General features: G+C 44.5%; 30 protein-coding genes. 18 read left to right on the forward strand and 12 right to left on the reverse strand.

The annotated features are described in order from the left end of the window. The first annotated feature begins 562 nt into the window (after positions 1-562). Complete coding sequence (locus JGK14_RS25370; RefSeq protein WP_325315621.1) at positions 563-1,228, forward strand: HEAT repeat domain-containing protein; 666 nt, start codon at positions 563-565, stop codon at positions 1,226-1,228. 129 nt (positions 1,229-1,357) lie between these two features. On the opposite strand, the gene JGK14_RS25375 is transcribed toward JGK14_RS25370, so the two are convergent. Further along, positions 1,358-1,936 carry a phycobilisome protein gene (locus tag JGK14_RS25375; RefSeq protein ID WP_325315622.1) on the reverse strand — a complete coding sequence of 193 codons (579 nt, stop codon included), beginning with the start codon at positions 1,934-1,936 and terminating at the stop codon, positions 1,358-1,360. A 257-nt stretch (positions 1,937-2,193) separates the two neighbouring features. Between JGK14_RS25375 and JGK14_RS25380 the strand changes: the two genes are divergently transcribed. Further along, positions 2,194-2,928, forward strand: a complete 735-nt coding sequence (locus JGK14_RS25380; RefSeq protein ID WP_293184986.1) for a 15,16-dihydrobiliverdin:ferredoxin oxidoreductase — start codon at positions 2,194-2,196, stop codon at positions 2,926-2,928. Between the two features lie 7 nt (positions 2,929-2,935). Continuing rightward, entirely contained in the window at positions 2,936-3,667 is a 732-nt protein-coding gene (locus JGK14_RS25385) for a phycoerythrobilin:ferredoxin oxidoreductase (RefSeq protein ID WP_293184987.1), read from the forward strand. Positions 3,668-3,801: 134 nt separating this feature from the next. Here JGK14_RS25385 and JGK14_RS25390 read toward each other — a convergent pair whose 3' ends face one another. Beyond that, positions 3,802-4,623, reverse strand: coding sequence for a pentapeptide repeat-containing protein (locus tag JGK14_RS25390; RefSeq protein WP_293184988.1), 822 nt, complete (start codon positions 4,621-4,623; stop codon positions 3,802-3,804). A 31-nt stretch (positions 4,624-4,654) separates the two neighbouring features. Continuing rightward, positions 4,655-4,789 (reverse strand): hypothetical protein, encoded by a 135-nt coding sequence (locus tag JGK14_RS25395; RefSeq protein WP_293239575.1) that lies wholly within the window; start codon positions 4,787-4,789, stop codon positions 4,655-4,657. A gap of 114 nt (positions 4,790-4,903) precedes the next feature. On the opposite strand from JGK14_RS25395, the gene JGK14_RS25400 reads away from it, so the two are divergent. The 4 genes from JGK14_RS25400 to JGK14_RS25415 all read left to right on the forward strand — a co-directional run bounded on the left by JGK14_RS25400 (position 4,904) and on the right by JGK14_RS25415 (position 7,524). After that, positions 4,904-5,512 (forward strand): phycobiliprotein lyase, encoded by a 609-nt coding sequence (locus JGK14_RS25400; RefSeq protein WP_293184989.1) that lies wholly within the window; start codon positions 4,904-4,906, stop codon positions 5,510-5,512. Between the two features lie 357 nt (positions 5,513-5,869). After that, on the forward strand, positions 5,870-6,148 hold the full coding sequence (locus tag JGK14_RS25405) for a hypothetical protein (protein WP_293184990.1): 279 nt from the start codon (positions 5,870-5,872) through the stop codon (positions 6,146-6,148). A 6-nt stretch (positions 6,149-6,154) separates the two neighbouring features. Continuing rightward, the gene (locus JGK14_RS25410; RefSeq protein ID WP_325315623.1) at positions 6,155-7,039 is read left to right on the forward strand and encodes a HEAT repeat domain-containing protein; all 885 of its coding nucleotides are present in this window, start codon (positions 6,155-6,157) and stop codon (positions 7,037-7,039) included. Positions 7,040-7,047: 8 nt separating this feature from the next. Next, a complete protein-coding gene (locus tag JGK14_RS25415) occupies positions 7,048-7,524 on the forward strand; it encodes a DUF2656 domain-containing protein (RefSeq protein WP_325315624.1) in 477 nt (158 codons plus the stop codon). 69 nt (positions 7,525-7,593) lie between these two features. On the opposite strand, the gene JGK14_RS25420 is transcribed toward JGK14_RS25415, so the two are convergent. The 4 genes from JGK14_RS25420 to JGK14_RS25435 all read right to left on the reverse strand — a co-directional run bounded on the left by JGK14_RS25420 (position 7,594) and on the right by JGK14_RS25435 (position 11,058). Continuing rightward, positions 7,594-8,175: a hypothetical protein gene (locus JGK14_RS25420; protein ID WP_325315625.1), complete on the reverse strand. Its 582-nt coding sequence runs from the start codon at positions 8,173-8,175 to the stop codon at positions 7,594-7,596. Then, positions 8,175-9,545 carry an AAA family ATPase gene (locus tag JGK14_RS25425; RefSeq protein ID WP_325315626.1) on the reverse strand — a complete coding sequence of 457 codons (1,371 nt, stop codon included), beginning with the start codon at positions 9,543-9,545 and terminating at the stop codon, positions 8,175-8,177. The genes JGK14_RS25420 and JGK14_RS25425 overlap by 1 nt, the downstream gene beginning before the upstream one ends. A 51-nt stretch (positions 9,546-9,596) precedes the next feature. Beyond that, complete coding sequence (locus JGK14_RS25430) at positions 9,597-10,124, reverse strand: hypothetical protein (RefSeq protein ID WP_293192386.1); 528 nt, start codon at positions 10,122-10,124, stop codon at positions 9,597-9,599. 322 nt (positions 10,125-10,446) lie between these two features. After that, positions 10,447-11,058: a HEAT repeat domain-containing protein gene (locus JGK14_RS25435; RefSeq protein ID WP_325315627.1), complete on the reverse strand. Its 612-nt coding sequence runs from the start codon at positions 11,056-11,058 to the stop codon at positions 10,447-10,449. Here JGK14_RS25435 and JGK14_RS25440 point away from each other — a divergent pair. Beyond that, positions 11,057-11,251, forward strand: coding sequence for a hypothetical protein (locus tag JGK14_RS25440; protein ID WP_325315628.1), 195 nt, complete (start codon positions 11,057-11,059; stop codon positions 11,249-11,251). The two genes, JGK14_RS25435 and JGK14_RS25440, sit on opposite strands and share 2 nt — an antisense overlap. Here the strand turns inward: JGK14_RS25440 and JGK14_RS25445 are convergent, their stop codons facing one another. From JGK14_RS25445 to cpeB, 3 genes are all read right to left on the reverse strand, one after another. Next, complete coding sequence (locus tag JGK14_RS25445; RefSeq protein WP_325315629.1) at positions 11,252-12,532, reverse strand: HEAT repeat domain-containing protein; 1,281 nt, start codon at positions 12,530-12,532, stop codon at positions 11,252-11,254. 234 nt (positions 12,533-12,766) lie between these two features. Further along, the gene (locus JGK14_RS25450; protein WP_293184999.1) at positions 12,767-13,261 is read right to left on the reverse strand and encodes a bleomycin hydrolase; all 495 of its coding nucleotides are present in this window, start codon (positions 13,259-13,261) and stop codon (positions 12,767-12,769) included. A gap of 77 nt (positions 13,262-13,338) precedes the next feature. Continuing rightward, positions 13,339-13,893 carry a C-phycoerythrin subunit beta gene (gene cpeB / locus JGK14_RS25455; protein WP_293185001.1) on the reverse strand — a complete coding sequence of 185 codons (555 nt, stop codon included), beginning with the start codon at positions 13,891-13,893 and terminating at the stop codon, positions 13,339-13,341. Positions 13,894-14,031: 138 nt separating this feature from the next. Between cpeB and JGK14_RS25460 the strand changes: the two genes are divergently transcribed. From JGK14_RS25460 to JGK14_RS25495, 8 genes are all read left to right on the forward strand, one after another. Next, complete coding sequence (locus JGK14_RS25460; protein ID WP_293185002.1) at positions 14,032-14,205, forward strand: hypothetical protein; 174 nt, start codon at positions 14,032-14,034, stop codon at positions 14,203-14,205. 19 nt (positions 14,206-14,224) lie between these two features. Then, the gene (locus JGK14_RS25465) at positions 14,225-15,187 is read left to right on the forward strand and encodes a GNAT family N-acetyltransferase (RefSeq protein WP_293185003.1); all 963 of its coding nucleotides are present in this window, start codon (positions 14,225-14,227) and stop codon (positions 15,185-15,187) included. Positions 15,188-15,572: 385 nt separating this feature from the next. Next, complete coding sequence (locus JGK14_RS25470; protein WP_325315630.1) at positions 15,573-15,773, forward strand: radical SAM protein; 201 nt, start codon at positions 15,573-15,575, stop codon at positions 15,771-15,773. A 130-nt stretch (positions 15,774-15,903) separates the two neighbouring features. Next, positions 15,904-16,104 carry a hypothetical protein gene (locus tag JGK14_RS25475; protein ID WP_293185005.1) on the forward strand — a complete coding sequence of 67 codons (201 nt, stop codon included), beginning with the start codon at positions 15,904-15,906 and terminating at the stop codon, positions 16,102-16,104. Between the two features lie 1,271 nt (positions 16,105-17,375). Continuing rightward, positions 17,376-18,050 carry a hypothetical protein gene (locus JGK14_RS25480; RefSeq protein WP_293185006.1) on the forward strand — a complete coding sequence of 225 codons (675 nt, stop codon included), beginning with the start codon at positions 17,376-17,378 and terminating at the stop codon, positions 18,048-18,050. 82 nt (positions 18,051-18,132) lie between these two features. Beyond that, complete coding sequence (locus JGK14_RS25485; protein ID WP_293185007.1) at positions 18,133-18,597, forward strand: hypothetical protein; 465 nt, start codon at positions 18,133-18,135, stop codon at positions 18,595-18,597. 211 nt (positions 18,598-18,808) lie between these two features. Further along, positions 18,809-20,260, forward strand: a complete 1,452-nt coding sequence (locus JGK14_RS25490; protein ID WP_325315631.1) for a hypothetical protein — start codon at positions 18,809-18,811, stop codon at positions 20,258-20,260. 470 nt (positions 20,261-20,730) lie between these two features. Next, positions 20,731-21,381 carry a DUF1287 domain-containing protein gene (locus tag JGK14_RS25495; protein WP_325315632.1) on the forward strand — a complete coding sequence of 217 codons (651 nt, stop codon included), beginning with the start codon at positions 20,731-20,733 and terminating at the stop codon, positions 21,379-21,381. A 43-nt stretch (positions 21,382-21,424) separates the two neighbouring features. Here JGK14_RS25495 and JGK14_RS25500 read toward each other — a convergent pair whose 3' ends face one another. Beyond that, entirely contained in the window at positions 21,425-21,721 is a 297-nt protein-coding gene (locus JGK14_RS25500) for a DUF433 domain-containing protein (protein WP_293185013.1), read from the reverse strand. A 328-nt stretch (positions 21,722-22,049) separates the two neighbouring features. Here JGK14_RS25500 and JGK14_RS25505 point away from each other — a divergent pair, with 328 nt between their 5' ends. After that, complete coding sequence (locus JGK14_RS25505) at positions 22,050-22,391, forward strand: hypothetical protein (protein WP_293185015.1); 342 nt, start codon at positions 22,050-22,052, stop codon at positions 22,389-22,391. Positions 22,392-22,577: 186 nt separating this feature from the next. On the opposite strand, the gene JGK14_RS25510 is transcribed toward JGK14_RS25505, so the two are convergent. Further along, on the reverse strand, positions 22,578-22,970 hold the full coding sequence (locus JGK14_RS25510) for a DUF4189 domain-containing protein (protein WP_293220720.1): 393 nt from the start codon (positions 22,968-22,970) through the stop codon (positions 22,578-22,580). 297 nt (positions 22,971-23,267) lie between these two features. Here JGK14_RS25510 and JGK14_RS25515 point away from each other — a divergent pair, with 297 nt between their 5' ends. After that, a complete protein-coding gene (locus JGK14_RS25515; protein ID WP_325315633.1) occupies positions 23,268-24,095 on the forward strand; it encodes a hypothetical protein in 828 nt (275 codons plus the stop codon). Positions 24,096-24,231: the final 136 nt, after the last annotated feature.

Here is a 24,231-nt window from a genome sequence, read left to right on the forward strand (position 1 = left end):
GAAAAGCAATCCCAAATGCCTTCAGCAATGGGATAGAGAGCTGCGTAGCTCAGCCGAGGCGGGTTAATCCGCTCGAAGTGAAAGCGAAAGGGGAGGGACCGGGTGCCTCCCGTGTCATGTAATAGATGACTATACTTTTACCAGCTATTACCCCCAATAGCCGATAAAAAAATGCAGGCTTGGATACGAAGCCGTCACCTAATTTTTTCAGGTGAATTTTTGATTTTTGAAACTTTAGACTACCCAGCCGTTGAGAGATTTTAGCAATATATCACCAGTCTAGGAGGATGCTTAATTTCTGTGGAACCGCTCAAACGAGTTTGGATGGGAAATCACCGACAAGTGATGCTCTATCAAGGGAAAGGGAGTTTGCATACACCTCATCATGAACTGCGACAATATTGGTTCAAATACGGAAGTTTTCAGACGAGATTTGATGAGAGAGTTTAAAGAAACGAGGTTCACGGTCAAAAAAAGATTTCGGTGTTAAGATAATTTTGGTAAGTTGCACAAAGTGAACCCTGTTGTTTAAAGTAAGGAAAAGTCCTGCTCTGTTGCGGTTATGGATATTCACGAAATTGAAGCGTTTCTAGATAATTCTGATTTTCAATATCGACTCAAGGCGATCGCAGCTCTGAAAGATTATACACCAGAGATTGCCGTTCCTTTGCTAAAAGCTCGGCTCAACGACCCAGAATTTTTAGTCCGTACCTTTGTCAGCAGGGGATTTGGACAACAGCAAAGCGCCGAATCTTTCGCCGCCTTGCTGCAAATCATGAAACTTGATAACACTCCCAATGTGCGCGCCGAAGCGGCAAATTCCCTGTCGCTCTTCGGTAGGTGCGCTGCGTCTCATTTAGTGCTGACTTTTATTCAGGATGACCACTGGCTGGTGCGTCGCAGCATTTTGGGGGCGCTGGTAGATATGGAGTGCTACAACGAACTGTTTGAGGTGTGCGTGGAAGCTTTGGCGGGGGAAGATATGACCACCCAGGAAGCGGCTGTGGACGCGCTCGGTGCTTTAGCTGGAAGCAGTCAGGAAGCAGCGGCATTGGCTCGGTTGTTGGCGCTGGCTAGTTCTGAGTATGAAGGGATTCGCCAGCACACTGCATCTGCTTTGAAGCATTTTGATGCTCCAGAAGCGAAGCAGGTGTTGAGTCAACTGCGGCAAGACTCCCATCATCGAGTGGTTGGTGCGGCTTTAGAAAATTTGCTCGATCGCAATTAAGAATATTTTATAGAGTTCTAGAGGCAGAAACCGGGTTTTTTCGGGAAATATGGCCTGAAGTGCGAGAAATGTGAGTTAAAAACCCGGTTTCTTGAATGCCTGTGGTTAATTCCTGTGATTATTAACGGTTCAAGCTTGATTGAACTGTTTTAAGCCAGCGATTAAATTGTCAAAAGCAAGACCAGATAAATGCTGTTCCTCAGAACTAAATTGCTGTAAACTGACTATTTTTAATTGTTCTAATCCACAGAGCATCGCCGCCACGGGAACTCGCAATTCTTGATAGAGTAGTTCCATGTTTTCTAGTCCTGCTTGACTGGTAAATTCCGGGTTTTTCCCTGCTATGCTATAGGAGACGGAGCGCAAGAAATGCCAAAAATCTCGCCAACAAGCTTCGGCGCGTTCAGCAGGATAGAGGTCATTGTCTGGTTCGGTGATATTTGGAAAGTCGGCTAACACCTTTTCCCTGGCATTCGATACAAGATTAGGAGCTTGCTCTCGCAGCAATCTTGCTTGTTCTAACATTGAAGAGGTATCGGGAACCAGATTTTTGATGATTTCTAAATCTTCATCTGTGAGATATCGACTTTCATCGTCAGCCTTTTGAAAAATGGCAATTACTTCATCTGGATAGATATTTTTCCAAGTAGCAAAGCTGACAATTCTCGCTTTGGGAATTAATTGTTTTGCTCTTTCACTTAATTGCATAGCTATTAAAATTGTCCGGAGGGAATTGAGTACAATTCAAGTTATAGACTAGAATTATGAGAAATTTGATTAAGATTTGTTACATTTGAGAGAATCAAAGATGAGAGTGTGGTAAAAGTCTTCATTAGATTAAGTGCGATCGCACGTTTGGTTTCATAACGAAATATTACTTTGTTATCCATAAAAGAGACTAGGCCCAGGGCGATCGCCTATTATCCTGTGTTCAGGGAGAGATTGAAGGAGCTAAATTATAATCTATGTTTAAGCCATTTCAGCAATTTCTAGAAAAAGAACTGTTTGAGAACTTTGCACTAGAGAGCCGTCCCATTCCCTCTGGATTGGAATCTGTGGTGAGTGAAAGAGGTAAAAATCCCGCCACAATTCAAAGCTGGTGTTATCAATGCCCTGAATTGCGAAAAATTCGCTACACCTACATCGATGCTGGGGAAACGGCACAAATTTTTAACAGTGTCATTTATCCAAGCCACAATTACGATGTGCCGTTGCTAGGGATTGATTTTTTAGCGTTTGGACAAAAGAAAATCTTGGTGGTGATAGATTTTCAGCCGTTATTTCGCGATCGGGCTTACACAGACAAGTATATCGAACCGTTGACCGAAATTCGAGCTAAATACAGCTCGTTGGTACAAGACTTAGAAATGAAGTTTTATGATGCCAACCAGTATTTTTCCAAGAATTTGCTCTTTGCCAAAACCGACGCCGAAACAGTAGTGAACCAATTGTTTCCCGCCTATCAAGAATACGTCCAGTTGTACTGGAAAATGCTACAGCAAGCTACTCCCCTGACAACTCCCGAAGAAATTCAGCGGATTGTGAAAGCACAGAAAGAATACGATCAGTATAGTGCAGAAAGAGACCCCGCATCCGGGCTGTTCGGCAGCTATTTTGGTCATGAATGGTCAGAGCGCTTTTTGTACGAGTTTTTGTTTGAAGATGCTGTTCCCTTAGCGGTTCCCGCCGGGACAAAATAAATTAAAAATGACTCTCTATCAGCCTTTTTTAGATTACGCCATCCCACTGCTCAGGGAGCGACTTGACTTAGCTCCATATCCGATTCCAGCAGGTTTTGAAAAAAAAGAATGTATCACTGGGAAAGGAAAAAAAGAGCAGTTGGTTGTCACTACTAGCTATGCTTTTCAATCGCCCAAACTGCGACAAATTCGGGCGGCTCATGTTGAGGGCGGTGATGCTCTTCAGGTTTTGAATTTTGTGATTTTCCCGCAAATTAATTATGATTTGCCTTTTTTTGGGGCGGATTTGGTGACTTTACCGGGGGGACATTTGATTGCTTTGGATATGCAGCCGCTTTTTCATGATGCGGCCTATCAAAAGCAATACTCAGAGCCGATTTTACCAATTTTTAACAAGTATCAAAAAGATTTGCCCTGGGGGGGAGATTTTCCTGAAGAGGCAAAACCTTTCTTTTCTCCGGCTTTTCTGTGGACTCGTCCTAAGGAAACTGAGGCTGTGCAAACTCTTGTGTTTGATGCTTTTAAGGATTATCTACAAGCTTATCTCGATTTGGTCGATCGCGCGCAACCAGTCACCGACAGTCAGAGATTGGTCGAGATTCTTCAGGCTCAACGCAATTATATCAACTATCGTGCGGCGAAAGATCCTGCGAGGGGGATGTTTCTGCGGTTCTATGGTGAGGAGTGGACTGAGGAGTATATTCACGGTTTTCTGTTCGATTTGGAACGCAATTTATAGGAAAATTAAAATTTGTTCGTAGTGAGGACTTTAGTCCTCTGAATTTGCGGACTTAAGTCCGCACTACAAACGGTTTGTAGTGAGGACTTTAGTCCTCTGAATTTGCGGACTTAAGTCCGCACTACAAACGATATCTAATTTGCAAGACTTTGAGCTGTGTTATTCCGAGTATAAGGATTCCAAGTACCTAACTCCTTGGAATTGCGACTGCAAAGCATCGCTCTTGTTTCGGCGCTCAATCCTTGTACCAAGCTGAAATCAGCACCCGCAATACTTTGCAATTGATCTAAATTTGCTCCAGTCAAATCAGCAGCCCGTAAATCTGCGCCTTGCAATTCAGCTCCAATTAACATGGCATTTCGCAAATAAGCACCAGTCAAAAAAGCATTCTGAAGATTAGCGCCACTTAATGCCGCTCCTTCTAAATTTGCTCCAGTTAAATCCGCTCCACTGAGATAAGCACCTCGCAGATTGCAATAACTTAAATCCGCTCCTCGGAGATTGGCTGCATTCAAAAAAGCTCCGCTCAGACTAGCTTTCGGGCCAATAGCTTCGGATTTTTGGTAATTAAATCCTTCTGGCCACATAGTCTTGCTATCATATAAAGCTAATTTAAATTTAGCTGATTCTAGCTTGGAATCAACTAGATTGCAACCTTGTAAATCAGCTCGAAAAAAATAACTTTCTTGTAAATTTGCTCCACTCAAATTGGCGTCTCGGAGATTGGCGCGCCGCAAATCTACTCCCTGGAGATTTGCACCTTGGAAATTGGTTTTGCTGAGGCCCGCGCCAATCAAGTTTGCTCCGCTCAAATCAATCCCGGATAAATCCATTTGGCTGAGGTTGATTCCCTGGAGGTTGGTTTGAGCTAGGCTTTTGCTTTCCTCGATAGCTTGTAAGACTTCTGTGAGAGTCAGGGGTTCAGAGAGGAAAAATGAGTGTTGACGAAGTGCCATTATATTTTTGAAGATTTATTGATGGAATTGCTCAAAGTTGTCCGGTGTCATTTATCCTAGAATTTGATTGTTGTGCGATCGCCAGAAAGTTAATTTTCTTAACCAAAATTCGATCGGATTCTCCTCCCATCCCCTTCACAAGGGGAAGGAATGATATAGAGGACACGGCAGTGCCGTCTCCCTACCCAAAATAATATTGTAGGGACACTCCAAAAGCCGTCTCCTAATTTCGGCAATAATTCCGATGCTACTTGATTCCTCTCGCTAAGTTGACATAGAAATGCTGCTAACACCACCGATGACTATGATGGATTTCTTTCGCAAGAGTGAGGGCGTTTGGTTCACTCAGCGAACAGTCCACAATTTTGATACTGCTGCTGCTGATGAGTCGGGAGAATCCAATGTCATGATTGATGTCTTATCAATTGATGATCCCAGAGTTTTAGAGGTTTGTCAACAGCAAAATGTAGATCCTGCTTTGGTTAGTGGGGGATGCAGTTTTATGTGGCAAGATAATTTGGATGATGCCATCCCGAACCAAAATTATGCTGCAATACTTATCGATGTACCCAATCCCAATAACCCGAAAATGGGTAAGTTTCTCAGAAATAGAGGCTACGTTGAAGGTATTCCGGTAATTGGTATTTACCATTTTGCTGATGATGGGGTATTGACTATTGAGACGGAATATGAGACAAATCAAGGACAGGAACGCTGTTGGTTTATTAACGATCATTTTCGAGTGCGGGTGATGACGGTTCAAATGAGCAATGGGGTTAAACAAATGGCATACTGTTCTGAGCGTCGTTGTATTTCTCCGTCTGTTTTAGAAGAGTTGTTGGAACACAATCGCTTGAGAGTTTCTGAGGCTGCTGCGGTGTCGCGTTAAAGTCTCTGGAAAAAATGCTTTTTGATTGGTCAAATTCAACTATTGTCAATATTTTTTTAGGGCGGGCAGGATGCCCACCCCACAAGCAACTGGGCGGGCAGGATGCCCACCCCACAATAAAATTAATTGGTTGTGGAACTGGCATCTTGCCAGTTCGATGCCCACCCCACAAGCCACTGGGCGGGCAGGATGCCCACCCCACAAGCAACTAACTGGGCGGGCAAGATGCCCGCCCCACAATAAAATTAATTGGTTGTGGAACTGGCATCTTGCCAGTTCCTAAGAATCCTGTATGATGTGAGTTTAACTGAACTCGATCGCCTAACTGTTTTCAACTGTTATTAAACTCTCAAAACTATGTCTGAAAACGAAGAATTGACAACATCGGCTCGTGATGAATCTGCCGCAGATTTAACAGAAGATTCAACACAGATAGAGGCTGAAGAATTGGTGGAAGTCATTGCCGAATTTGAGCGGTATCGGGAACGTTTGGTGAATGAAACGATGGCGGCGGCACAAAAGGCTAAGCTACCACAGAAAGCAGCTATGGCTAAAATTGAGCCGGAACTTGCTAAAATTGATGCTGGACTAGACAGTCTCCGCACTCAATTGGCGGCGATAACTACTAATAATTAGGTGGCAATGATGGTCAATTCTAATGCTCAATCCCAAGATGCTGCAATTGTGTTAGCTCATGCCGAAACAGATGCTTTGCTTCAACAAGTTACTGAACAAATAGATTTAGATACTTTTGATGTTAATGATGCTGAGCTTTTGAGGAGTCTGGTTGAATCTTTGGGTGATACGCGGGGGATGACTCGACTGCGTTGTGCGGAAACTCTGGCGGAAATTGGTGAAGCGGCGACTCCTTTTTTGTTGGATGCTTTGGGAAATCATGTTAATCCGGTTGTGCGGCGTGCTGCGGGTAAAACTCTGACTTTGATTGGCGATCCGACGGCGGTTCCTAATTTAATTCATGCTTTGTTAAATGATGAGGATACGGTGGTTAAGGGTTCGTCGATTGGGGCGCTGGCGAGGATTGGTGAACCTTCTGTACAGCCTTTGTTGGATATTTTAGCATCTACCGATGTGCCGGAAAGTACGATCGGTCATGCGGCTTGGGCGTTGGCGTTTATTGGGGCGGGTGCGAAGGAGTATTTGTATCGGGCGATCGCCTCTGATTCGCCTGTGGTGCGCGGGGCGGTGGTTGGGGCGATCGCCAAAGTCGCCCAGGAAGAGCCCAAAGCCGACTTATTTGAGATTTTGGTGAAGTCTCTAACGGATGTTGATGTTGACGTGCGTTGCGAGGCGGCGGCTGCTTTGGGAAATCTGGCTTATAAGCCTGCAATCCCCAACCTGATTGAGTTGCTGCATCATGGCGATGGCGAAAGTCGCAGGGCGGCGGCCTTGTCTTTGATGAAAGTGGGCGATCGAAGTGCGATCGAACCGCTACAAGCTGCATTAGCCAAGGAATCAGAGGCGGCTGTGCAAGGAGTAATTAAGTTAGCAATTTCTCAAATTAAGTAACTAAAAATATGACTGAATCTGGAACCGGGCGGATGTTGCTTTCTCATAATTTTGATATGCCAGAAGGTGTTTTTGGGCCCTTGAGTCGCGAAGATTTGACTCTGGTATTTGTTGAAGGTTTAAGTCAATATCCTGAGATTAAGTGTCATCAATTAAATCATGCTCATTGGATGGTAGAAGTTTTATTTTCTACTAATGATTTTGCGCCGCCTCAAGTTGGGGAATTGTGCGCTGAAGCTTTGGTAAATAAGCGGATGAGTCAAGGAAAAGTTGATGATTCTTTTCCTGATGTTTTGATTTTAGCGGGATTGAAGAAGACTCCGCCATTGAGTAGCGATGTTGAGGCGCTACAAACCGGAGAATGGGGGGTTGATGTGGTGGAAACTCAGTCTGCTGAGAGTTTCTTGATGGCGATGGGCTGGGAGGATAAAACATCTGGGAAAAGTATTGAGGATGTTTTTAAGGTTGAAAGGAGGAAGGGGTAAAAGGTAAAAAGCTGTTTGGAAGGTAATAGATAAGTCCTGAAGCGCTGATTTTGACGTTCACAAAACTATCTATCTCCCGTAGATCAAATGATTGAACTGAAGTTTATTGGGTCTACTAATTTTCAGCATCCTATCAGGACGGTCATGAGTCTCATTTAAACGGTCATGAGTCTCATTTAAGCGGTTAATGCGTGTTTTCCCTTTGGAAATGCTAATATGACCGATACTGACAAAACGATATTCATAAGCATCAAGAAAGTTCTGTTGATTCCAAAATGCTTTTCCGATTTCCTGACAATAGTCAACAAAGCATTTTGCGCCCGTTAGTTGCTGGATAATTTTTGAATTCTGGTCTTTATTTTTCTTCATCTCAATGCAAAAGATGATTTTTTCTGTGGGAGTATCAGCAATGATCACAAAATCAGCGCGTTTGCACTGACCTTTTGAGCTGGTAAAAATCTTGTTTGGTGCTGGGAAAGCATCGGCTTTAATGACAATAACTTGAGCATCATCAGGCATTCCATCAATCGTGACAGAATAGTCAGCAGGCGGAGGCTCTTTGAGTATAACTTGCTTTTTACCTTTGTGTTCTTCCAATGGTACTGTAGCACTTTCCTTAATCATCTCTTTGAGGATAGCAATATCAGACATTAATCCTGACCCCAAACAATCGATTCCTGAATCCTGTTCATCGTTTCAATAGTTGTATCAAAACTGCGGGCTTCAATACCCATTTCTGGGTCAATATCGGCTGGTGTCAGCGTTTGACATTTATTTGTTTTTGTACTCCCTGCCTCTTCCGCAATATAAACTTTGATTTTGTTAGACGAAATTAGTTCTACTTCCCGATAACCTTCTTCTTCAGCAACTCGCTTCAGATGAGGTTTGTCATGGTTAAGCATAATCAACGTATTCAGTTCTTTAATAATGTAATCGCTGTGGGTAGTGATAAAAACCTTAATACCAAGATTTACCAAGCGAGCAAATAGACGTGCGACGCGGCGCTGGTTTTCAGGATGTAGATTCAATTCTGGTTCATCTATCATCAGTAAATCGCCAATTTGAGCCTCATGTTTTAGGTAAAAACCGATGTCTAATAGAGAACGCACAGCACTAGAACTTTCATCCATAGAAAGCTTGAGCCTTTTACCATTCGGCTCATAATAAAGTTCATCATTACGAGTAACAGTGTATTGGCCACCGATTATATCAGCAAAATCTGCCAGTATATCAGGATGGTTTTCCGCAATAAAACTGCTTTTCTTGACAATGGTTTCCAGTTCCCTCGTAAAGTCAACGTTTGTCTTGATTGGCAAAGCGTAGTCCTGATAAGCTTTAAATAAAAGCTGCATTGGATTGATATTATTGTTGCTTTTACCCATTTGTTCAAGCAATCTATTACGGGCAAAATTCAACTCTTTGCGAAAAATAGCTGCACCAGTTCTTTCTGCACTAGCGATAAAAGGACGAGGAATAATTTCGGCAAAAATAATATGTTTCAGTGCATCGGCAATGGTTTTTTTAAGTATTTCATTGGGAATTTTTGCCTTTTCTTTTTCAACGAGCAAGGTGACAACTAATTCTCTACTATCTTCTCTTTTGGTCATCGAGAATAATTCGACATTTGCAGATCCTAGTGTTGACTGAAATTGGCTTGCCAAGGTAATATTTTTGATGTCTAGGTTTACCTGAAACTCTGTTTTTTTAAATCTTTTAGCCGGCGCTGCAAAAATATGAGGCAATTGCTGTGTATAAACTTGACAAGCTTTAAAAACAATTTGCTCTGCCTGTTTGACATATTCTTGTATGTCTAGATGAATTACGCCGTCAGCAAGGAGTTGTTGGATATTATCGTCGTTGATTTCGATCGCCAAAATCTGCCGCCAAGTAAACAAAAAGCCAAACAGTGCATAGGTAGCGTAGGTCTTTCCGGTATTGTTGCCGCCACAAATAATTGTCAACTCGCCAAGGGTGAATTCGGCTTGTTTTAGGGCACCAAGATTTTTGACTTTAATTTTCATTGGTGTTTTCCTTAGATTGCAATGTGCCTCAGTAATATCGCACAAACCAGTCTAAACAGCCAGCGCCTTGATACTTTCTTGGGTATCAAGAGGGATCTTTTGCCAACTCGTGGCAATGTTAATATTCATATTGGTTTGAGCGATATCTAACAGCGTATCATCAATTGAGTGCATTCGATTTTCGCGCAACCAAATTAAAATTTCCGCTAAATGCCAAATAGAATGTGTACCTTCATAAACAGGAATCGGAAATCTTGATTTGCTTTCGATCGAGAGATTTCTCATTTGCAGTTGAGTATAACCCAGAATTTTAGCTGCATCCGTCAAGCCAACTAAATCTGGTGCTGCTTCAATTAGAGTAACACTTGGAACAGCTTTTTTGATATCATTAATCGCACTAGAAATAGCTTCATAAGCCGACGATCCCTCGCGGATAAAATTTAGTGCTACATATTCTTTATTTCCAACTCCAATTAAGGCATCGTCACAGCCACTTGCATACAGTCTCTCAATAAAATCATCAGGATCGGCTGGGGAATTGTTCAGATTAAACTTCAAAGTAAAATCATACTCGTTCATTTTTTATTCCTCCTCCGAGGAAGACTCATTCACATCGTTATGCTTTGTGCAGTTATCCACTACTCGGCGAATTTGTTTTCCATGATTCCCTGAGTTTTTTGGGGTACTCCAAATACTGGATATACAAAAAATCCCGCTTCTACACTCTTTATCGTTGTAGGGACAATAAATTTTCCCCCAAGCATGAGAACCACCAACATCAACGCGCCATCCATTTTTTTCAGCGTATCTCAACGCATCCTCAACTTCTGGCTTTGGGTGAGTTTTTCTGACCATTACAATTTTTGCTTACATATCGTTCAACACGCTACTATAAACCTAACTATTCTGCACGCTTATAATTCATCACCAAATCTAACCGCGATAAAGAACTTGTCGCCGATTCCCGTACATAGGAATCTACGGCTTCATCATTGGCAAATGTGGTGAGGACTTCTACACAACGTCGATCGCCCACAGAAGCCAGCGCACTCACAATCGCCACCTGTACAGCTACATTATCCGTTGTATTCAGCGATTCCACCAAAATCTCAAACGCAGACGAGCCCATCTGCCCCAAGGCCATCACGGCTGCAATATGCACCACAGGATTAGCGTCATCGATCGCCTTTTTCAATCCCTGCAAGCCCACTTCTGGGAAAGGCAACTCTGGATAATTAATCGCAACTTGCGCCAATACCTTCGCCGCACTCCCTCGCACAGTCACATTCTCACTGTTTAACATGGCGTCAACCACCGGTGATATGGCATCCTCACCGATCGCGCCCAACACCTTCACCGCCGCCCGACGATAGGTGACATCTTCGTCGTCTAAAATGGCCACCAGTCGAGGAATTGTATTTTCATCGCGGGAATCGGCTATTTCATACATTGCCCGATCGCGCATATGAGGATTCGGGTGTTTTAGTTTTTCAAACAAAGCATCTGTTGTCATGATTTATGAAGGAAGAAGGAAGAAGGAAGAAGGAAGAAGGAAGAAGGAAGAAGGAAGAATACTCTGGTTTCTGAGTAATATCGTGTCAATTCGATTACTAGCGATTGAAACTGTTTGTAGTGCGGACTTAAGTCCGCAGCATCAGAGGACTAAAGTCCTCACTACAAACCTTATAATTCCTAAATTAAGATAATTAGGATTTTACTGAGTTATGAGCTTCTATTTTAGCTTGAACTAACCAATCTTGGTCAGCCGCAGCAACTTCATAACCACTAACATCACCAAGTTTTTCTAGTGCCATTAATGCAGCATACTTCAAATCCCAGATTTTAGTTTCCAGACAGGTTTTCAATTCTGGAATGGCACGCTTTTCTCCGAGTTCCCCTAGGGCGATCGCAGCCGCCGCACGGGATTTCTGAAACTGGGGTTGGGGGTTATTCAAAGCTTCCAATAACAAATCGTAGGCGGGAGAGTGTTTGAGCCAACCAAACAATTTTACTACATGAAAATGCGCTCCATAATCATTGTTTGCTTCTTCGGCAAAGGTGGCAAACAGGGCTGCGGGTGCCTCCTCTGAATAATGTTCTAAAATGGTTTTAGTTGCTAAATAGCAACGCCCAAAATCCGTTTCGTATAATTGGTTAATCAGAAACGGTAATTCTGGTAATTCTTCATAGCTGTGGACTAAATCTAAATCCCCTGGTTGATCCCGTAAGGTTTGTTCTAAATAGGGTTGAATGGTGTCAAAGGTAAGGGATTTGTCGGCGATTCCGGCTGCTGCTAGCATCCGAATTCCCCTCAGCCGAAAGACTAAAGATACGGGACATTTGGCAATGTTGGGAATGGCCTCGTAGTGGTGGGCGTCAATCAAATCCTGAATTGATAGTCTGCGCCCTAGGACATTTTTGTGTTGCAGCATGGCGACAACTTGTCCCATTTTAGAAAAGTCTCTGGTTAGGCGGCAAATTGCGGCGATCGCAGCACTAGCAGTCGGTGGATCGAGATCGTCAACAAATTTGCGAATTCTGGTCTCGGCTGGTTGATAATCTAATTTAGTCAGGGTGTGGATGATTACTCGGTAGGTTTGTCCTGGTTTATCGAGCAATTGAGCAACTTCTTCTAACATATCGGCGTCTTGAGTGCCAATTTCGCCGATCGCCCAAACCGCATTTTCCACGGTGTAGCAGTCATCATCGCTCAGACAGGTGCGAATCACCGGCAATGCTTGGACAGCTTGCAGTCTTCCCAAGGTTTCCACCGACTTGCGGCGCACAATCCGGTTTTCTAGCACCGGATCGGTTTGCTCTACTGCTCGGATCAGTGCTGCGATCGATCGATCTGTGGGAAAGTTTATCAGATGGGAAGCGGCTATGTAGCGAGAATCTTCTTCGCCGATTTGGTCTTGTGGCGTATCTAAAAGGGCGATCGCCTGGTCTTCTGTTAAATTAAAAAAACTAAAAAAGCGTTTATCCATAGAGTGGGGAGGGGGAGAATGGGAGAAGAGGAGAGTGGGCTACCGATGCCCGATGCCCGATGCCCGATGCCCGATGCCCGATAGAAATTAGCATATGCCTATTAAAACACAATAACAAGCCCAGGAATTCTTTACCCTTACTTTACCCAAATCGGTAGAGCAACGAGCCAAGATTTCCTAGACTTGTCGGGGTAAAAATTACCCAGTCACGACATTACAAACCTGTCTAATTAATTAGGACAGGGAGTTGATGGCGTAGTCAAGAAGAGCGTTGTACTCAGTCAAAGCTTGAGCAGACATATCGCGAGGAGTGCAACCACGGTTACGAGCAAAGCTTAATGCTTCAACGTAAGGAGCAGTAGGCAAGCTCAAAGCGCGATAGACTTCGCGTTGACCAGCAATACCCCATTCATCAAGAGGGCCTGTGCCGCCAACTACCAAGCAGTATTGAACCAAGCGCAGGTAGTGCTTGATGTCGCGGTGGCATTTTGCTTTGAAAGTATCGGTGGAGTTAGCTTGACCGGATTCGTTCAAGTAAGGATACTTTTTGATGCAAGCATCATAAGCTTCTTTAGCAACTGCATCCAGGTTGGCGCCCAATTTTTCAGCAGCTTCTAAACGAGCAGCAGAGCGTTGGATAGAACCTTGAACTGATTCTAGATCAGAGGTGCTAGGAAAGCGACCTGCTGCATCAGCAGAGGCGATAGCGGTGGTGAGAACTGATTTCATTTCCTTAAATCTCCTAAAGTGATTTTGACAGTGAGCGTAGTTTCAATTTTGCTGAGCGGATTGCGATTAGCAATTGACTAGCTCAGTGCAGAAATGATACGGTCGAAGTAGCTGGAAGATTCGGCAACGAGGCTGGCGCAACGATCTTCAACTACGATAGATCCCATTTTCCGCAACTTAGCACCAGCAAATTTTTCGCTGGGGTTGTCTTGGATGTGAGCAGCGGCTTGAGCCTTCATGATTTGAACTGCACGCACGGTGGAGGTGGTGGGTACGCCCAAAGCTGCGTAGGTTTCTTTCAAACCATTCAAGCAACGGTCGTCAAGAACGGAAGCATCACCAGCCAACAAGGCGTAGGTGACATAGCGCAAGATGATTTCTGCATCGCGCAAGCAAGCAGCCATGCGACGGTTAGGGTAGCAGTTACCACCGGCTTGGATCAAGCCTTGGTTTTCGCAGATCATACCGGCAACAGCGTCGGAAACCATGCAGCTAGCGTTGCTGGCGATCGCGTTTACAGCATCCAAGCGTCGGTTGCCGCTGGCAACGAAAGCTCTCAGGGCAGCAATATCACCAACGGTGGAGGTGCTGGCATCGGCTGAAACTACAGCTCTTGAAAAAGCGTCAAGCATTGAGTTCTCCTTAACTTAGACGAAAAATTATTTCTTATCTCAGTTGGTCAACTTGGTGACGAACTTGATGGTCTTGAATATATCTAAGGAATGAGACAGAGGTCTCATTCCTGAGAAACAAAGTAACAATTTGTTACTTTGGTCGCGAAAAGCACATTTTTTCGTTTAACAAACATCTTAGTACCACGATCGGCGGATTCTGAACAGAAATGTCGATCGCCCGATCGCCCGATCGACTCACCAGTTAGGGAAGCCCTGGAAGACGATCGCACTTCGATCGATCGCCCAAGCTATTTTAAAATTGATCGATAACCGAAAATGGTGATTAGCTATGATGGCAAATCTCTCGGCGCGCTGCTATGCGGGCGAAAGCGATTTAACTGCGATCGCCGATTTAATCAATACTTGCGAAGAAGTCGATCGGCTCGATCAAGGCACTTCCATCTCGGAATTACAACAAGAATTTAACCAACCGTCCCGAGATTTAGCGCGCGATATCTGTCTTTGGGAAGATGCAGGCGGCAAATTAATCGGTTTTGCCGAGTTGTGGATTTCTGAACCTGGGACAGTCATCGATGGTTGGCTGTCGTTTTCAGTCCGCCCCGAGGCGCGCTGCGGAGATGTGGAAGCGGCGGCAGTGGCTTGGGGCGAAAGGCGGATGCGCGAGGTAGCATCATTGCGGGGCGCGCAGGTGAAGCTGCGATCGGGGGTTAGGACACAGGATGCCGATCGCATTTCTGTGCTCACAAATTGCGGTTTTAGGGTCGATCGCTATTTTTGTCGCATGGCGCGATCGCTCACGGAACCGATCGCCCAAGCCCAATTCCCAGAAGGTTTTGCGCTGCGTCTATTCCCCGGCGAACAGGATTCGGAAGCTTGGGTAGAAATGTTCAACCAGTCGTTTATCGATCACTGGAATCACCACGATTTAACAGTCGAGAAATTCAAATACGATTTAGCAAAACCCAGTTACAGAAAGGATTTAGACTTGATTGCAGTTGCTGCTGACGGGACTTTTGCAGCTTTCTGTTATTGCGAAATTAATGTCGAGGAGTGCGATCGTACTGGACGAAATGAAGGCTGGATTGCTGTTCTTGGTACGCGGCGCGGTTTCCGCAAACTTGGATTGGGACGAGCGATGTTGCTGGCTGGTTTGCAGCGACTGAAAGCTGCCGGTGTCGAGACTGCGATTCTCGGCGTGGATACTGCAAATCCTTCCGGTGCATTGCGACTTTACGAGTCTGCGGGCTTCCACAATATTCGCGATAGCATTTCCTATATTAAAGATGTTTGAGCAGTTGGGCGATCGGGATTTACGCGCAGGATTCAAGAAACCCGGTTTCTCTGTGTATGCCTTGTCACCAAACAGTATTTCTCGTAGAAACCGGGTTTCTGGGCCCGGGTGCAAAGTTCGCGATCGCACTAGGTACGTAGTTGCGCTTCAGCGCTCTTAATATATATATGAAAGAGCGCTGAAGCGCAACTACATACCTGTATCTAAAAAACTTTTCCTACCCCCTTGACACTTCTGTAGTATGTGTGTAGCATAAACATATGGAAAGCGCAGGAGAGCCAAAAACCTGCATTTTCCGTACCAAATCTGAACCTTGACAACTAAATAGCGTTCGAGATTTCAAGGAACCTCAATTTGAAAGTCTTGCAATAGAGACTTAATTGTCATGTTCTTACTTTTCACGAGACTGTTCAGTTACAGACTGACTCAACCTGAGTCAGATATTGTACCAAAACAGCCGAATTTCAACGAATCTGGGGCGGATGCAGAACAGCACAGTTGCGATCGACTGCGATCGGCCCAAAAGACTGAAGAAATCCGCCATCTCAAACAAGCTTACCATTTAGAGCGGCGTTTGTTTATGTAAAAATTGTCGTGTGGGCGCAGATGCGAATGCTGGCAATTTTTACCGACTAACGCCACAACTAAACAGCAGAAAAGCTACTAATCCAAAATCTAAAATCTAAAATCTAAAATCGCTTAAGGAGGTAACAGTTATGGTTCACATTCGTTTTGAAGGACGTTCCTATGATGTGGCAGAAAACCAACTGGGTATCACGGTAGGAATGAGCGACAAAACAATTCAGGAACGTCTAGCCAATCATTTTGATGTCAAGAGCGATCGCTTCGAGTCTTACGTGCTAGATCGCCGTCCCAGCGGTGATTTAATTGTCCGCCCAGAGGCGGTTTACGGATAGGAATTTACTTTTATTCCGCGCCCTAATTCGAGAAGCCTACAAACATTAGGGTTCTAGTTCTGAAAAGATTGCGGGTTCAAGTCCCGCTGAAGGCTTCGGCTTTTATGGTGAAATGGTAAACACGCTAGAAGTTGTCAAAAGCTTTTCAAACTTGCGCGGTATAAAAAATCATCAATTGTCGAGGCGCACCCCAACTAAAGAAGCTTACAAACTGGCGAACGTTCGACTAAAAATCGAATAGTAGGTTCAATTCCTAAAAAACAAAGCTTCTCTGACTCGTGCGCCGCCTCTCATACCTGAAGTTTTTATATCTGTCACGCGGTTAAAAGTTCCACTTCGCGCCCTCACAAAGGAAGCTTACATACTCGCTCTTGGTAGAGCATTTCTCTTTAAAGAAAAGTTGCAGGTTCAACTCCTGCGTATGAACAACGGCTTTCTTGACTTGCGCGAGGTGACTTTTACTATCACAACACTTTGATTCAACTTTCTTCATGAAAAAGGTTTGTAGTGATGACTTTAGTCCGCAGAAAAGAAGGACTGAAGTCCTCACTACAAACCTTATGGAAAACAAGGGAAACTATCCGCTCTTGAATCTTCAGTTCCGCGCCCTAACATAGGAAGCGCATACACACGATACCACCGATTAGTCACAGGTTCAAATCCTGTCAGTCTCGTTTAAGAGGCTGTAGCTCAGGGGTAGAGCAATCGGTCTGTTAAACCGCTTTTTAAACTTGCGCGGAACTTCCAATTTTTGAACAACTGAATTCCTTGTTACAAACGAAACACTTCGCGCCCTAACTGATGAAGCTTACACACTTTAGTAAATATAACTGCCCTAAGGTACTGATATTCGAGCGATCGAATTAGGGAAGCATTCCGAGTCTCTAGTTCTAGATGAGGTTTGCGCGTCCACTGCTAGGTAAAACTGGTAAGAACGGCTGTGCTTAAAGCTTTTTTGACTTGCGCGAAGTGTTTTAAACTTTGTCAAATTTTACATAAATTGCTCGCGGATGGCTAGAAACCGGGTTTATTGCCAGAAAGAATTGGTTTACACCCGGAACACTTGTAGGGAGAAATTAAAATCAGACTATTCATTAACTCTAATCCTCTTCTTTCTTTTGTCAACTGTCAACTGTCAACTGTCAACTGTCAACTGTCAACTGAATGAAGCATTTTTTTCGGTGTAGTCCGTAGATTAGGCAAACAAATCTGTTTCTTTGTCAAAAGTTCATCCATGACTAGGATAATTTAATTTACAATTGTTAATTGCTATGAGCGAACACCGATTAGATAGAATCGTCATCGAACGGCCTCGCGGTGGCTGGAGAGCTAGCTTAAAAAAAGTACCAGGAAACCGGAGACATCTGAAAGAAATTACTGAGGCAGCTTGCACTGATGGAATCTTTAACCCTTATCTACTCAAGCTGAAAAGAAAAAGCAAATATTTTTCAGATTGTCTGGGGCCTTTATCTCGCTGGCTGCGGAGCAAAATAGGACAAGATTGGGATGATATCTACCACGAATTGTGTCAAATTCTTGATATAACTACGCTGTCTGGAAAACATATTCTCTCCCATGTTTGGGGTTATGTGGAAAGAGATGTTGTGTTGGTTGATGGAATTGTTTGCGATCGCCGATATGGGCGTCAACTTGGTTCTAGGAGAGAGGAACTTTACGTTCATCCTGAGACGCGGATACTCTGCTTGGCAAACAAGGTACGAAAATTACCTCCGAAAAAGCCTGATGATTTTCTCAAGATCGATGATTACCATCATTATCAAAAGCTAGATGGCATTTGGTATCTTTTCGAGCTGGCCGATCGGGAAGAATTGGAGGTAATTCATCAATATTACTCCCGTGTCAAAACATGGAAGTATACTGCGAGCAAACGTCAGTGCAACAAGAAGCAAATTAAGTTCATCATGGAACAACTCAGTAAAAGTTAAAAGACATGAGTCGGCGGTTGAAACCGCTACTACACAAACGATGTCCGCCTCCGCGGACTAAGAAATTGATTGGGTATTAGCTATGAGCAATAAACTTGCAATTTACCGATCGCCCTACGAGATAGATACCCTCCTCCACGCCTTCCAAGAATGCAGCCTCCCGCGCAGCCAATGGACGCACGAAGCCCATTTAACCGTTGCTTTATGGTATTTTCTGTTTGGCGAATCGGACTCAGAGGCGATCGATGCAATTCGCAATGGCATCAAACGTTACAACTCTGCCAATGGCATTGAAAGCACGCCAAACAGCGGGTATCACGAAACGCTAACGCTATTTTGGGCGCAAACTGTGCGCGAGTATCTGGCAGATGAAGGCCGGAATCGCTCGATCGTACATTTAGCTAACGGTTTGATTGCAGAATATGCCGATCGCACTTTACCCTGGAACCACTACACCCGCGAGCACCTGATGTCTTGGGAAGCCCGGAATACTTGGGTTGAACCGGATTTAAGGGCGATCGAAATCCCAGAATTTTCCCTGAAATAGTTTTAAAATAGCAGTTGTTGCCGCGCCCCAATCCGAAGAGCTTACATACCAACCCTTCTAAGGTTAAAAAAACAAAGCTCCTCAAACTTGCGCGGTGACTACGATATTCATTGCCAAGCGTGCAACAACTGCCACCCGCAGATTTTTGGATATTCCTAATAATTGAAAATCCAAAATCGCCAATCCAAAACCACAACTGGAGGCAGCACCAATGAATACAGCAGAGCGCGATTTACGTTTAGAAATGCTTAACAGTCTGCTCACCACACCTCACCGCCAACTCGAAAAGGTGACAGAAATTCACAAGTTAATTATCGAATTAGATCCGATTTTTTACGGTCATTTAGCAGTGTGGTATCAACGTCACGGCGACGTGCGCGACCACAAGGAAGTTTTTGCCGGAAACTTGCTGACTTCGGCGCTGACAGAGCACCGAGACGCCGGGTTTATGATGTTGCAAGAGTTCCCGCCCTACGAGGTTTCGCGGATTGTGGACTTTATGAAGCAGCACCAGAATAAGCTGCCTCGCAGCGCGCGCACTGCTGTCACTCGCTATCTGCGATCGCGCGAAAAGAATGCCCAGTTTTTCGATCGCGCCGCCATCCGCAACCGCAAGGCGATGAAGCACTTATACGCGACTCTGCACGTCAAGCCGAGCGATCGAGCTAATGCTATTCTGTTTAAGGACAATCCGCCGGAAGACTCGCTGGCATTTGTTTTGAAGCAGTTAGCGAAGGCTGCGACTCCTGCGGAACAGGCGAATTTGATTGTTGAATACAAGATTCCCTATACGATCGCAGTTGGTGCGATCAAAATGCTCACGCCAACGGTGTTAGCAGCGCTGATTAATTCGATGTCGCCGCAGGAAGTCATCAACAACCTGAAATCAATTCAGTCTCGCGGCGCGATGGATCACCCGGAAGTCAAGCTGTTGATTGACTCGAAGTTGGATGAAGCCGCCAAGTGCGATCGGGTTTCTGCATACAAAGCCAGTGTTGCGGGTGCGGGCGCCAAGTTCGACGCAGCCACAACGGCGAAGCTGGAAGCGGTAACTAACGAACAGGTGAAGAAGCGCGGCAAGATTGTTAAAGCCACGGGTTTGTTGGTTGACAAGTCGGGAAGTATGGAAAGTGCGATCGAAGTTGGCAAGCGTCTCGCTGCCATGATTTCGGGCATTTCCGAGGCTGCGCTGTTCGTCTACGCCTTTGACACGATGCCCTATCCAGTGCAAGCAAACGGCAGCGAATTGAGCGATTGGGAGCGCGCATTCAAGCACATTCGCGCAGGCGGCGGCACAAGTTGCGGTTGTGCGATCGAAGCAATGCGGATGAAGAAGCAGGTAGTTGAGCAATTCATTATGGTAACAGATGAAGGCGAAAACTCTGCACCTTATTTTGCAGATGCTTATCAGAAATACTGCCACACTTTGAGCGTAATTCCTGATGTGGTGATTGTGCGAGTTGGCGCTTACTGCGATTATGTTGAAAAACAATTGAAGGATAAGCAAGTGTCGGTGGAAACGTTTACATTTGCGGGTGATTATTACTCGCTGCCGAACTTGGTGCCGATGTTGTCTCGTCCTTCGCGGCTGGAGTTGTTGATGGAAATTCTGGATGTGGCTTTGCCTGTCAGGGATGATAAACAGTTGACAGTTGACAGTTGACAGTTGACAGTTGACAAAGGTCGTAGGAGGTTTTTTCTATGGGGATTTACACCCCACCCTAAAAACATTACACCGGGAGCATCTCAGTTTTGTAAAAAATATTTTTTCTTTGAGTGCGAGCGTCCCCGCTCGCGTATTGTACAATACGCGAGCGGGGACGCTCGCACTATAAATACAAAACTGAGATGCTCCCCATGACACCAACCTGCGGGGGTTTTAAACCCATGAATTCTGATAAATGATATAATCGGGCATGGCTCGTCAAAGAAGTTTGGTTCTGGAAAAATCGTCACTTTGAAGTTTATCATCTGCGGGGAGACGAATATGAAAAAATCCACCAAAGCGAGTTATTGCCCAATTTAGATTTATCATTGCTGGCTGAGTATGTACAACGCCCCGATCCTCTTGAGGCGGTGTTGGAGTTTAGGGAAATAGTTAGAGAAAATTTAGGGAGAAATTGAGATTGAATAATGTACGATCGCCTGCAAACTCTTTTGTTTATTCTAATTATTAGTTATCTCTGTGTTGCTTGTCAATCGCAAAAAAGTATCAAGCCAATTTCTGTTCCAACTGTCCAGTTAAATCCCGAAACAGTGCCGGTAACTTCGCCGATAGTTCGTGAAGTGCTCGATAATGCGATCGCCCAAACTAAAATTACCAATTCTTACGATCCTGCTTATGTAGCGATTCCCTACCCTGGTGGCGATGTACCGATGACTACAGGTGTTTGCACCGATGTCATAATTCGCGCATTTCGGCAGGTAAAAGTGGATCTGCAACAAGAGGTACATGAAGATATGCGGCAGAACTTTGCAGCCTATCCAAAAGATTGGAATTTGACCAACACAGATCCGAATATCGACCATCGCCGAGTTCCTAATTTGATGGTATTTTTTGAACGAAAAGGTAAATCGTTACCTGTTACTCGCAATGCAGATAATTATCAACCGGGGGATGTAGTAACATGGAATCTAGGTGGAGGTGAGTCTCATATCGGGATAGTTAGCAATGTGCGATCGCCCTCGGGAAGATTTGCGATCGTTCACAATATCGGTGCAGGGACTAAATTGGAAGATGTCCTCTTCAATTGGAAGATTATCGGGCATTATCGATATTTTTGAGTAGCATCGAAAATCGATCGCACTTTACTCCCAAATATCTCCCTCAATCAATCTCCTCAAGCGGCAACTTTTTCTCGATTCTCAACTCTTCCCTAGTTTGTTCGATAATTTCCAGTAACTCAGGATTGGCGATGGATGAAACTAACTGCGAATCCGCAGCAGCCAAAGCAGCGCGCAGCTTGGGGGAAGTGAGTGTAGGATATTTCTCTAAAACTTGCTCTTCTGTCCATCCCGCCGCAAACAGCCCCAACAGGAATTCTACAGACAATCGAGTTTCTGGCGCTGGTGGTTGAATTGTTGAAGTTTTCGGGTTGGGATGAATGAGCTTTCGCCAGTCCATTGTTTTAGTTAAACGATTTGGGAAGACTTCGCCGATTATACTGCATTTGGGCACAGTATAAATACGGAGACTGTTAACTCACTCTGTAACTTGATACCGCAGCTCATTTCCCGATTTTGTAATTAAATTGTTATGGCGATCGCAGTGTGGCACTTTCTTATAGACTAGACTGGTAGGGTGTCGATCGGGCGATCGTCCTTTTTCGTTTTGTCAGTTTCAATAGCAAATCGCGTTAACGAAGCCCTAGAAGACGATCGCACTCCAATCTCCACCCACTGTGTAACCCACCGTGCAACTCACAGTACAACTACTTTAACTTCTTAAAACTATGGGAAAAAAGTCGAAAGCCAAAAAATCCCAGGTCAAAAAATCCACTTTACTGTCCCAGCGACTCCAAGAAGCCCTCGATCGAGGCTGTAAAGTTTGGATTAAAACAAATAATAGTAGTTTCGGCGGCATCCCGATTAATTTGTTCGGGGAGTTTGCAGAACTTTTGGTGATAGTTCCCCCTAACGAACACGGGGAAAATACCGATGCTTACGGACAAGTTACGTGGTTGATTCGACTTTCTGATATTATTGCACTCGCCTATCCTACTGAATACTGGTCTAAAGATAGATTAGAAAGTTTGCTGCCGCCGGATGCAGTTACCTCTGAAGTAGGAGATTAATTGGGTAAGGTGCGCTGCGGCGCACCCTACTGGTTTGTAGTGAGGACTTTAGTCCTTCTTTCTGCGGACTAAAGTCCTCACTAGAAACCATTTTTCTCGCGTAAATAAACGGACATAATATGGCTATTTTCTCAGCTATTTTACAAGAGAAAATATACACCACTCCGACAAAAATTCATCATTCAATTACTTGTTGCAAGCTGAAAGCTGAATTTTACAGTTGCCTCCTTCCAGTTCGCTGCAAGCAGCGAGAGCTTGAGCTTCTGCTGCTGCTTTATCATCGCCCCAGCCCGCACCTGCTCCTCCTTTGCCTACTGAGATCGCTCCACAATTATTTGTATTAGAGGTTAGCGCTTGGCAATCGTTAGCCCCACCACTTTGTTGATTGCAGGCGGCTACTGCTGCATCTAGTGCTTCTTTCTCTGTACCATGATCCCAACTAATACCGGTGGCGTCAGAAGTCGGAGAATAAGCAGTAGCTCCATGAGTGTTCTCAGCTTTAGCTACTTGGGCAGAGCCAACAATAGGAAGTGTCAGACTTGTCACTACTACTAACTTAAAACAGAGTTTTTGCAGCATATTTACTTGATATTTTTACAACGTTAACTTTGAATACTTGCTCAATATTATATTCGGAATTCCCTTGATGTCAAGATTGTTAGTAAATGTTTATATTCTCTTAGTTTATATGCAGATCGTGTAAAAACAAGTAAAATTACCAGAAAGAATTGGTTGAAAGCCTCTCCCCGATAGGGAGAAATTAAAATCAGACTATTCATTACTCCAATCCTCTTCCTTCTAGGTAAAGGTCGCTCTTAAACTGTCAACTGTCAACTGTCAACTGTCAACTGTCAACTGTTGAAGGAGGTCACTTCAATGGCAGATATCCGCAAGATTATCAGCCAACTCGCGGCCCAAGAAGGGGAACTGCTCGATACTCAATTCCTGGCTCCTTGCGTTCGAGGGGGAAGGGTGCGGACAAAGATATGTGGCATGATTTATACTTTTCAATTGCAGCAGCGCAACTTTGAAGGATGGGCTATTTTGGAGGCAATTAATAATAAAATTGCTGCTGTAGTTGAGGAACCTAGTTTGCCACAAGTCGCCGAGTATTTGCAACTGCTTGTACCGATTCGCTTGCAATTAGCTCGCGTGCTACAAGGGCAAAGTTGGCTGACCTATCCTGTTAACGAGTCTGATGCTAAACAGCGCGTGGGTTTTGCTAAACCTGTAGCAGTACATTTAGTGAGTGAAAGCTCCCAGTTCGAGCAGATTGTGGCGCGGTGGGACGGTAATTGTTTGTGGTTTGAAGAGATTGATCGGCGCGCCGATCCGCTGCTATGTGAGGAGTTGAAAGATGCTTTGAAAAAGTTGATTTTGCCTCAAGATGTTCGCTTTAAAGGAATGACGCCGGAAATGCGAATTGTTTATGAATTGGCGACTAGAAATATTAAAGATTTCGCTCCGAAAGTACGCGACGAACAGCGCTTGCAGCGGGCGTTGAAGATGGGCGGCGGTGAGTTGCGGGATTTTAGCGATCGCGCTGATTATTGGTTGGTTGAATGGACTAGCGCTAGTGGAGAACATCATAGTTCGGCGATCGCCAAAAATGACTTAACAGTTATGAGTTCTGGTATTTGTCTCAGTGGCTTGGACAAGGATTTTGACTTGCAGTCATTAGTCGGAGTAGTCGAAGATAGATAAGCTTTACAGCATTTAATTTGGGGTCATCTCAATGCCAGCGAATATATCCGTAGGGGCGAAGCATGACCGCAGAAAATAGGAGATTATAACTAATAACTTATATGCGGTCATGCTTCGCCCTCTTCAAAAACCAGAT

The organism is Microcoleus sp. PH2017_28_MFU_U_A (genome assembly GCF_020738035.1).
Taxonomy (GTDB): domain Bacteria; phylum Cyanobacteriota; class Cyanobacteriia; order Cyanobacteriales; family Microcoleaceae; genus Microcoleus.

Coding starts and splice junctions, on each gene's coding strand:
- JGK14_RS25370 (WP_325315621.1), top strand. CDS start 563: ATGGATATTCACGAAATTGAAGCGTTTCTAGATAATTCTGATTTTCAA.
- JGK14_RS25375 (WP_325315622.1), bottom strand. CDS start 1,936: ATGCAATTAAGTGAAAGAGCAAAACAATTAATTCCCAAAGCGAGAATT.
- JGK14_RS25380 (WP_293184986.1), top strand. CDS start 2,194: ATGTTTAAGCCATTTCAGCAATTTCTAGAAAAAGAACTGTTTGAGAAC.
- JGK14_RS25385 (WP_293184987.1), top strand. CDS start 2,936: ATGACTCTCTATCAGCCTTTTTTAGATTACGCCATCCCACTGCTCAGG.
- JGK14_RS25390 (WP_293184988.1), bottom strand. CDS start 4,623: ATGGCACTTCGTCAACACTCATTTTTCCTCTCTGAACCCCTGACTCTC.
- JGK14_RS25400 (WP_293184989.1), top strand. CDS start 4,904: ATGCTGCTAACACCACCGATGACTATGATGGATTTCTTTCGCAAGAGT.
- JGK14_RS25405 (WP_293184990.1), top strand. CDS start 5,870: ATGTCTGAAAACGAAGAATTGACAACATCGGCTCGTGATGAATCTGCC.
- JGK14_RS25410 (WP_325315623.1), top strand. CDS start 6,155: ATGATGGTCAATTCTAATGCTCAATCCCAAGATGCTGCAATTGTGTTA.
- JGK14_RS25415 (WP_325315624.1), top strand. CDS start 7,048: ATGACTGAATCTGGAACCGGGCGGATGTTGCTTTCTCATAATTTTGAT.
- JGK14_RS25420 (WP_325315625.1), bottom strand. CDS start 8,175: ATGTCTGATATTGCTATCCTCAAAGAGATGATTAAGGAAAGTGCTACA.
- JGK14_RS25425 (WP_325315626.1), bottom strand. CDS start 9,545: ATGAAAATTAAAGTCAAAAATCTTGGTGCCCTAAAACAAGCCGAATTC.
- JGK14_RS25430 (WP_293192386.1), bottom strand. CDS start 10,124: ATGAACGAGTATGATTTTACTTTGAAGTTTAATCTGAACAATTCCCCA.
- JGK14_RS25440 (WP_325315628.1), top strand. CDS start 11,057: ATGATTTATGAAGGAAGAAGGAAGAAGGAAGAAGGAAGAAGGAAGAAG.
- JGK14_RS25435 (WP_325315627.1), bottom strand. CDS start 11,058: ATGACAACAGATGCTTTGTTTGAAAAACTAAAACACCCGAATCCTCAT.
- JGK14_RS25445 (WP_325315629.1), bottom strand. CDS start 12,532: ATGGATAAACGCTTTTTTAGTTTTTTTAATTTAACAGAAGACCAGGCG.
- JGK14_RS25450 (WP_293184999.1), bottom strand. CDS start 13,261: ATGAAATCAGTTCTCACCACCGCTATCGCCTCTGCTGATGCAGCAGGT.
- cpeB (WP_293185001.1), bottom strand. CDS start 13,893: ATGCTTGACGCTTTTTCAAGAGCTGTAGTTTCAGCCGATGCCAGCACC.
- JGK14_RS25465 (WP_293185003.1), top strand. CDS start 14,225: ATGATGGCAAATCTCTCGGCGCGCTGCTATGCGGGCGAAAGCGATTTA.
- JGK14_RS25470 (WP_325315630.1), top strand. CDS start 15,573: ATGTTCTTACTTTTCACGAGACTGTTCAGTTACAGACTGACTCAACCT.
- JGK14_RS25475 (WP_293185005.1), top strand. CDS start 15,904: ATGGTTCACATTCGTTTTGAAGGACGTTCCTATGATGTGGCAGAAAAC.
- JGK14_RS25480 (WP_293185006.1), top strand. CDS start 17,376: ATGAGCGAACACCGATTAGATAGAATCGTCATCGAACGGCCTCGCGGT.
- JGK14_RS25485 (WP_293185007.1), top strand. CDS start 18,133: ATGAGCAATAAACTTGCAATTTACCGATCGCCCTACGAGATAGATACC.
- JGK14_RS25490 (WP_325315631.1), top strand. CDS start 18,809: ATGAATACAGCAGAGCGCGATTTACGTTTAGAAATGCTTAACAGTCTG.
- JGK14_RS25495 (WP_325315632.1), top strand. CDS start 20,731: ATGTACGATCGCCTGCAAACTCTTTTGTTTATTCTAATTATTAGTTAT.
- JGK14_RS25500 (WP_293185013.1), bottom strand. CDS start 21,721: ATGGACTGGCGAAAGCTCATTCATCCCAACCCGAAAACTTCAACAATT.
- JGK14_RS25505 (WP_293185015.1), top strand. CDS start 22,050: ATGGGAAAAAAGTCGAAAGCCAAAAAATCCCAGGTCAAAAAATCCACT.
- JGK14_RS25510 (WP_293220720.1), bottom strand. CDS start 22,970: ATGCTGCAAAAACTCTGTTTTAAGTTAGTAGTAGTGACAAGTCTGACA.
- JGK14_RS25515 (WP_325315633.1), top strand. CDS start 23,268: ATGGCAGATATCCGCAAGATTATCAGCCAACTCGCGGCCCAAGAAGGG.